5 protein-coding genes are annotated in these 7034 nt (G+C 55.6%); 4 read left to right on the top strand and 1 reads right to left on the bottom strand.

Going from position 1 to position 7034, the window contains the following annotated elements; genetic code table 11:
* On the top strand, positions 1 to 1227 hold a 1227-nt coding region (locus Q0P86_RS16180), incomplete at its 5' end, for a hypothetical protein (RefSeq protein ID WP_295040914.1).
* 119 nt (positions 1228 to 1346) lie between these two features.
* Positions 1347 to 4361, top strand: coding sequence for a preprotein translocase subunit SecA (gene secA / locus Q0P86_RS16175; protein ID WP_295040912.1), 3015 nt, complete (start codon positions 1347 to 1349; stop codon positions 4359 to 4361).
* A gap of 342 nt (positions 4362 to 4703) precedes the next feature.
* Here the strand turns inward: secA and Q0P86_RS16170 are convergent, their stop codons facing one another.
* The gene (locus Q0P86_RS16170; protein WP_290994529.1) at positions 4704 to 5591 is read right to left on the bottom strand and encodes a patatin-like phospholipase family protein; all 888 of its coding nucleotides are present in this window, start codon (positions 5589 to 5591) and stop codon (positions 4704 to 4706) included.
* A 117-nt stretch (positions 5592 to 5708) separates the two neighbouring features.
* On the opposite strand from Q0P86_RS16170, the gene Q0P86_RS16165 reads away from it, so the two are divergent.
* The gene (locus Q0P86_RS16165) at positions 5709 to 6572 is read left to right on the top strand and encodes a lysophospholipid acyltransferase family protein (RefSeq protein ID WP_295040910.1); all 864 of its coding nucleotides are present in this window, start codon (positions 5709 to 5711) and stop codon (positions 6570 to 6572) included.
* Positions 6573 to 6691: 119 nt separating this feature from the next.
* Positions 6692 to 7034 (top strand): hypothetical protein (locus Q0P86_RS16160; RefSeq protein ID WP_295040908.1); only part of this gene is annotated, 343 nt, incomplete at its 3' end.

Raw genomic sequence — 7034 nt, 5'->3', positions numbered from 1 at the left:
GTCGCGACGATTCTTGGCGGGTCGGCCGTGATCGGTGCAGTCGATAGCGGATCAAGGCTCGGCGGGGCCGCCAGCTGGTTCTTGCTCGTGGGGGCGCTTGGACTTGTCGCGCTGATTCCCTTTGCAGGCCGCGCCTACAGTCACGGCAAATATGCACTCCCGGACCTGGTAGAGAATTTGTACGGAAAAGGCCCGCGACTGGTCGCCTCCCTGGTGATACCGGTCGCATGGACAGGCATTGTCGCCGCCCAGATTATCGCCGCCGCAAAACTCCTGATGACCTTCACGTCGCTGAGCTACACGGCAGCAGCCGTTATCTCCGCGACCGTATTTACGGGGTACACGCTTGCGGGCGGGCAGCTTTCCATTCTGCGTACCGACTTTTTGCAGGCCTGCCTGATTATCCTTGGGCTTTTGCTGGTAGCGGGCTTTGCGCTCTTCGGCGGAATCCCCGGAGCAGAAGCGCGACCACTTTCCGAAATTTTGCAGCAAGCCCCGGCATTCCCCTTCAACACGAACTTTTCGCCGCTAGACCTTTTCCTGCTGGTACTCACCTACGGAACCACCTACACGGCGGGCCCCGATATCTTCAGTCGCATGTTCTGCGCGAAGGATACCGCAACCGCGAAGAAGGCAATCGCGATGGCCGCAGCGACACTTGTTCCCGTCGCCTTTGTCATCGGATTCCTGGCGGTATACGGCGTAGGGCTCGCAGACGTGCAGGGTGCTCGCATCACGGCGATCGCCGCGCAAGTTCTCCCGGCACCGCTGATTCCCCTGATTGCCCTCGCGCTCTTGAGCGTCGTCCTCAGCAGCGCCGATACGACACTGCTCAGCAGCTCCGTCATCTTGTGCGGACTTTTCAGGCGCGGCAGGGAAAAGGATTCCCCCAACGAAGCCCGCGGAGTTGCCAAGGCACGCATCGTGATCCTGCTGAACGGCATCGTGGCCCTGCTGCTTGCACTCGTATTTACCGACATCATCGGCACACTGTTATTGGCACTGGCCGTATACGCAGGCGCCTTCACCGTCCCTATCCTGTGGGGACTTCTCGGACTCCATGCAAAACCAAAATTCGTGGCGGCCGCCATCGTTATCGGCGGAATTCTCGCCCTTGCAGGCAAGCTCTGCCCCGCAGGAACTCTCGGAGCGCATACGGGAGACATCCTGATGATCGCCGCATTTGCCGTAAACGCAGCGATACTTGCGCTGGGTCGAACGCGCTAGCCATTCACGCCCTGTTTCAGGACGAAACATTTTCCCGTTGGCACGCAATTTGCTAAATTATCCCCGTAATTTTTAATCAGAGACCGCGGGCAATGCCTTCGGCCGTAAAAAGGAAAAAGATGAGCATAGTCGATACCGTTCTTCACAAGATCTTTGGTACCCCTCACGAACGTAAGGTCAAGCAGCTGCGCCCTGTCATCGAGCAGATCCATAAGGCCCGCGAAGCCCTGGAAGCCCTGGATGACGCCGCCCTGGCCGCCAAGAGTGCGGAATTCCGCGAAAAGCTGAGGAATGGCGCTACCCTCGAAGACATCAAGGTCGAAGCCTTTGCCGTATGCCAGGAAGCTTGCGACCGCCGCTTGGGTATCTTCAACATTTTCAAGCCCGAAAACAACTTCGACTTTAGCCGCCTGGGCCCCGAGCTCCAGGAATCGGTGAACGCCGCGAAGGCCGAACTTGCCGCCGGCAAGAACGAATGGGAAGTCTACCTGCCCGCCTCCGTGTACGCGAAGGTCCGCGAACTTTACCCCGAATCGGTGAAGCCGTTCCGCATGATGCCTTTCGACGTGCAGATGATCGGCGGCCTCGTGCTCCACGAAGGTGCCATCGCCGAAATGGCGACCGGTGAAGGTAAGACCCTTGCCGCCGCCCTGCCGGTTTACCTGAACGGTCTTTCTGGCCACGGTGTGCACGTGGTGACGGTGAACGACTACCTCGCCGGCCGTGACGCCAAGCAGATGGGCATGGTCTATAAGTTCCTCGGACTCACGGTGGGCCTCATCGTGAACGGCCTCAACCCCGAAGAACGCCGCGTGAGCTACAACAGCGACGTGACCTACGGTACCAACAACGAATTCGGCTTCGACTACCTGCGCGACAACATGGCCGTGGAACCCAGCCAGCTGGTGCAGCGCGAACTGAACTTCTGTATCATCGACGAAGTGGACTCCATCTTGATCGACGAAGCCCGTACGCCGCTTATTATTAGTGGTCCGGCCGAAGACGCTACCGAAAAGTACGCCAAGGCCAACGAAATCGCGAAGCAGCTCATCAAGAACAAGGACTTCTCGGTCGACGAAAAGGACAAGAACATCCAGCTGACCGAAAAGGGCGTGAACCACATTCAGGAACTCATGCACATTACGAACCTGTACGGCGAACACGCCGACTGGGTTCACTTTCTCGATAACGCCCTCAAGGCCTGGTACCTCTACGAAAAGGACGTGGACTACATCGTCCGCGATACCGAAATCATCATCGTCGACGAAAATACGGGCCGCCTTATGGAAGGCCGCCGTTACAGCAACGGTATGCACCAGGCGATCGAAGCCAAGGAAGGCGTGCAGATCCGTCGCGAAAACCAGACGCTTGCAACGATTACGTTCCAGAATTACTTCCGCATGTACAAGAAGCTTTCGGGTATGACGGGTACCGCCGAAACCGAAGCCACGGAATTCATCAAGATTTACAACATGAACACCTGGGTGATTCCGACCAACCGCCCCTGCATCCGCAAGGACCTGCAGGACATGGTGTACAAGTCCGAAGATGCCAAGTGGCGCGCCATCGTGGCCGAAATCAAGGATCGCCACAGCAAGGGCCAGCCGCTCCTCGTTGGTACGGCATCCATCGAAAAGTCCGAACACCTGCATGGTCTCTTGGAAAAGGAAGGCATCCCGCACGAAGTCTTGAACGCGAAGAACCATGGCCGCGAAGCTGAAATCATCCAGTACGCCGGCCACAAGGACAAGGTGACCATTGCAACCAACATGGCCGGTCGTGGTACCGACATCGCCCTTGGCCCGGGAGTTACCGAGCTCGGTGGCTTGCACGTGCTCGGCACCGAACGCCATGAATCCCGCCGTATCGACAACCAGCTGCGTGGCCGTTCCGGCCGTCAGGGCGACCCGGGTTCCAGCCAGTACTTCCTTAGCCTCGACGACAACCTGATGCGTATCTTCGGTGGCGACAGCGTCAAGAACCTGATGACCCGTTTTGGCGTGGGCGAAGACGAAGTGATTACCCACCCGATCGTGAGCCGCTCCATCCGTGGTGCCCAGCGCCGCGTGGAAGGCCAGAGCTTCGATATCCGTAAGCACTTGCTCGACTACGATAACGTGATGAACGAACAGCGCAAGGTGATTTACGGACTCCGCCGCCGCATTCTGAACGGCGAAGACATCAGCGAAGAAATCATGAACCGTATCGAGGACGCCTGCGATATCAAGGTGTCCACCTACATTCCGGCAAAGAGCTACGCCGAAGCCTGGAACCTCGAAGGACTCCACGTCGACCTGCAGCGCAGCCTCGGCATGGAATACAGCCTCACGCTCGAAGACGCCATGAGCAAGACGCCCGAACAGGTGCTCGACGAAATCATCGCGCTTTGCAAGGCCCGCTACGAAAAGCTCGGCAAGATCATTCCGGAAACCGACTTCCACCAGATCGAACGCCGCTTCCTGTTGATGACCATCGACCAGGTATGGAAGGAACACCTGTATGCCATGGACCAGCTGAAGGATTCTATCCGTTTCCACGGATACGCCCAGAAGGACCCGCTGATGGTCTACAAGAACGAAGGCTACAAGATGTTCGAAGGCTGCATGGAAAAGATCGCGACGCTCACCGCGCTCCGCATCCTGAACATCCGCATCACGCTCCCGAACGGCATGACCGTTTCGCCGGACCAGTTGCAGCTCAAGAGCCAGGAACAGATTGACGCCGAAAAGAAGGCCGCAGAACAGACGAGAGACGAAAGACGAGAGACGAAAGATGGCTCTTCTGAAAACGGTACGGATTCCTCTTCCGACGTCATTGCGAGCGAAGCGAAGCAATCCAATGCCGAATCTGCCGAACAGATGAGTGCCGAAGGCGCTAAGCCCGCAGGACTCGCAGGCACCGCCGCTTCTTCTGAAACGAATGCGATTTCCGAAGAACAGCAGGCCCAGCCGATGCCGCAGTCCGCTCTTCCGGGAACACGCCCGACGGTGCGCCGTACTTACACGAACCCTGCCGTCGCCGCAGCCGCCCGCCGCGCCCAGCAGCAGGCCGCCGCAAAGCTCGGTCGCAATGACCCGTGCTGGTGCGGTTCCGGCCTCAAGTACAAGAAGTGCCACGGCAAGGACATGGAATAATTCCCGGAACTAGATCGCCATGCAGGCGGTCCCTAGATTTCAAACAAATTAAAACCCGGTGCCCTAACGGCGCCGGGTTTCCTTATGAGTAAGAAAAAAAGTATTTTAGGACACGGGATCTTGTGATATTGACAACAATTTTGTTGTTTAAGCTTCTGTGCATTGCGGGGTTGGAAATCGTCGAATTGTCATCGTAGCAAAATACTCCATCAGGCAGTATTCCCGAAGAATCAAAATACTCTTCCGCAAGATGATTCCGGTCTAAAACAGAACTCCTTAGTGTGTTGGTTGCACACGGGACCTGCCTAGAATCTAGGCAGGTCTTTTTGTCGAAGCAGTCCTTTACTTTTTCGCGATAGTCGACTTCACGAACTTGACCACATCCTTTCCGGTGCGGTTGTAAAGATCGTCCCAGATATCGGAGACTTCGTTCACGAGCGAAAGGTCATCCATCGCGAACTTGGAATCCACCCTGGGAGCGACGCGGCAGACATTTTCCTTGCCGATATTGGCGCACGCTTCGAAATAGCCCGAATTGCCGGTACGCGCGACCCATTCGTCCATGACGTACTTGCCCCAACCGATAACGCTCTTGTCCTTGGGAGCGTTGTTCGGACGGACCATTCCCGTATTGAAGGAGAGAATCTTGTAATTGCCCTTAAATTCCTTGACCTTGTTCAAGCCGGATTCCAGCACCATGATGGGATCGTTCGCCCACATGCCGCCATCACAGTAGATTTCTTTCTTGCCATCCTTGTTACGGCTGACCGTATCGAAATACGTCGGCGCAGAGCAACTCGAAAGGACCGCGAACCACTGGTCCGTCATGCCGTCACCACGGTCCCAAACCTTCTCGACACTTTCGCCATTCATAAAAGTCGCCGGGATATAGATCGGCTTCTTGAATTCGTACATCTTGTAGCGGAAGGTACGCTGCAGGAGCTTCTTGAGCTTGGAATTGTCGTAGCGGTAATAGTTGTTCGTCAGAAGTTTTGCGGCGCTCACCTTGGTGAAAATGGCCGAAAGGTTTTCACGGTACAGGTCGTAAAGCTCCGCGGCAGTCATGCCGGAGCAAAGTCCCGCGGCAACGATAGAGCCCGTAGAGGTCCCCGCGAAGGCAGCTCCGAGATTGGCCAGGCTTTCGCCGAGATCTTCCTCGAGCCTGCGCATAAACTGAAGGGGACCGATACCGAGGGCACCACCGCCGGAAACAGAAATCGTAAGTTTCATTCATTTCTCCTTTTATAAATAAATTCATTTCTTGGTGTAGAAAATAGTTTATTCAAATCCAACGGGCAAAGGCAATTTGGTAAAATATTCTCTACAAAGTTTTGTACATTTACAAGGATGGAATTCTTGAGCAGGACATTCAGGACTGCAGGCGCTTTCGCATTCAGAAAGACCGCCTTCGCCCTCCTGTATACGGCAGGGTGGAAACGGAAGGTCGTACAGGCGAACCGCGCCCTGACACACCGTGAAAGTGGCGTAGAATCAAGACGTTTTTACAGACAAGTGCTCCAAAATCTGACCCGTCACGCCGCCGATATCATTTTCCTGTTCAGGGACTACAAGAAATTGCCCCAGGATACCGCCGGATATCCATTTCGGGAAATCTACGGAAGCGTCACCTACGCCCTTGCGGAAGGCAGCGCACCCGTCCTGCAGAAAATGCGACAGGGCGGCATCTTCCTCACCGCCCATTACGGCAACTACGAGGCGATAGGCCCCTGGCTTTGCAGGCTGGGAATCCCGCTCAAGGCAAGCTACATCCCGCTGAAACCCGCATGGCTCAACCGCCTCGTCGAAAACCGGATGCGTGCCGTCGACGGGAAAAGCTACGCCGTTAACGCGAAGACTCCCCGCGAATTTTTGCGGCTGCTCGACGAACACCAGCTTTTTTGCCTACTCTCCGACCAGGACAGCCGCATTCCAAGCGCCGGGAAAGGAACATTCCTCGGGCAGATTGTCAACGTGAACCCGCTCCCCGACTTTCTGCACAGGCACCGCCCCGACGCTCCCCTATACATCTGCTGGATGGAGGAGCAGCCCGGCCGCAAGCTACTGCACGCCGAAGAAATCCCGGTAGCCCCTGACGCAAAAGTCATGGATACATTCAACCGCTGGCTCGAAAAACGAATCGCCGAAAATCCCGCCCTGTGGTACGGATGGACGCACCGCCGTTTCTACAGCTGCAAACCGGAGATTTATTAGGCGATTTTTAAGCTAAATCACAATAACAAGGGCGTATTCCAACTTGGAATAATCAAAAAACACCCCTCACCGCAAAAAAAATTATATCTCTCTATTAATAGCACAAGTAGAGGAATAATTTGAGCGAACTGAAAGACGTAAAGGTAGTCCAACCTATAGAGCTGCGAAAACTCATCCTGGTGAACCTTATGACCCCTTCTTTAAGGCCTTTACGCCTATGTCTTTCCGAGAACCACCCGCTGATTGATGTCGACAACGACGAAGAGGCCATACGCCTCGTCGACAAGCAGCACGACCATATCTCGGCCGTTCTCTTTAACGCCGAAAGCGCCGCAAAAAACAACTTCGCCCTGCTCCAGAAAATGAACGATGACAAGCGCTACGTCGGCATTCCCACTATCGCCGTATTGATTATTCCGGTGCGGCGGAGCCGCCAGTCCGGAAAAAAGGGAGCCACCATTC

Source organism: uncultured Fibrobacter sp. (assembly GCF_946062555.1).
Taxonomy (GTDB): domain Bacteria; phylum Fibrobacterota; class Fibrobacteria; order Fibrobacterales; family Fibrobacteraceae; genus Fibrobacter.
The sequence above is the reverse complement of the archived record's forward strand: the minus strand, read 5'-3'. Positions and strand labels throughout refer to the sequence as shown.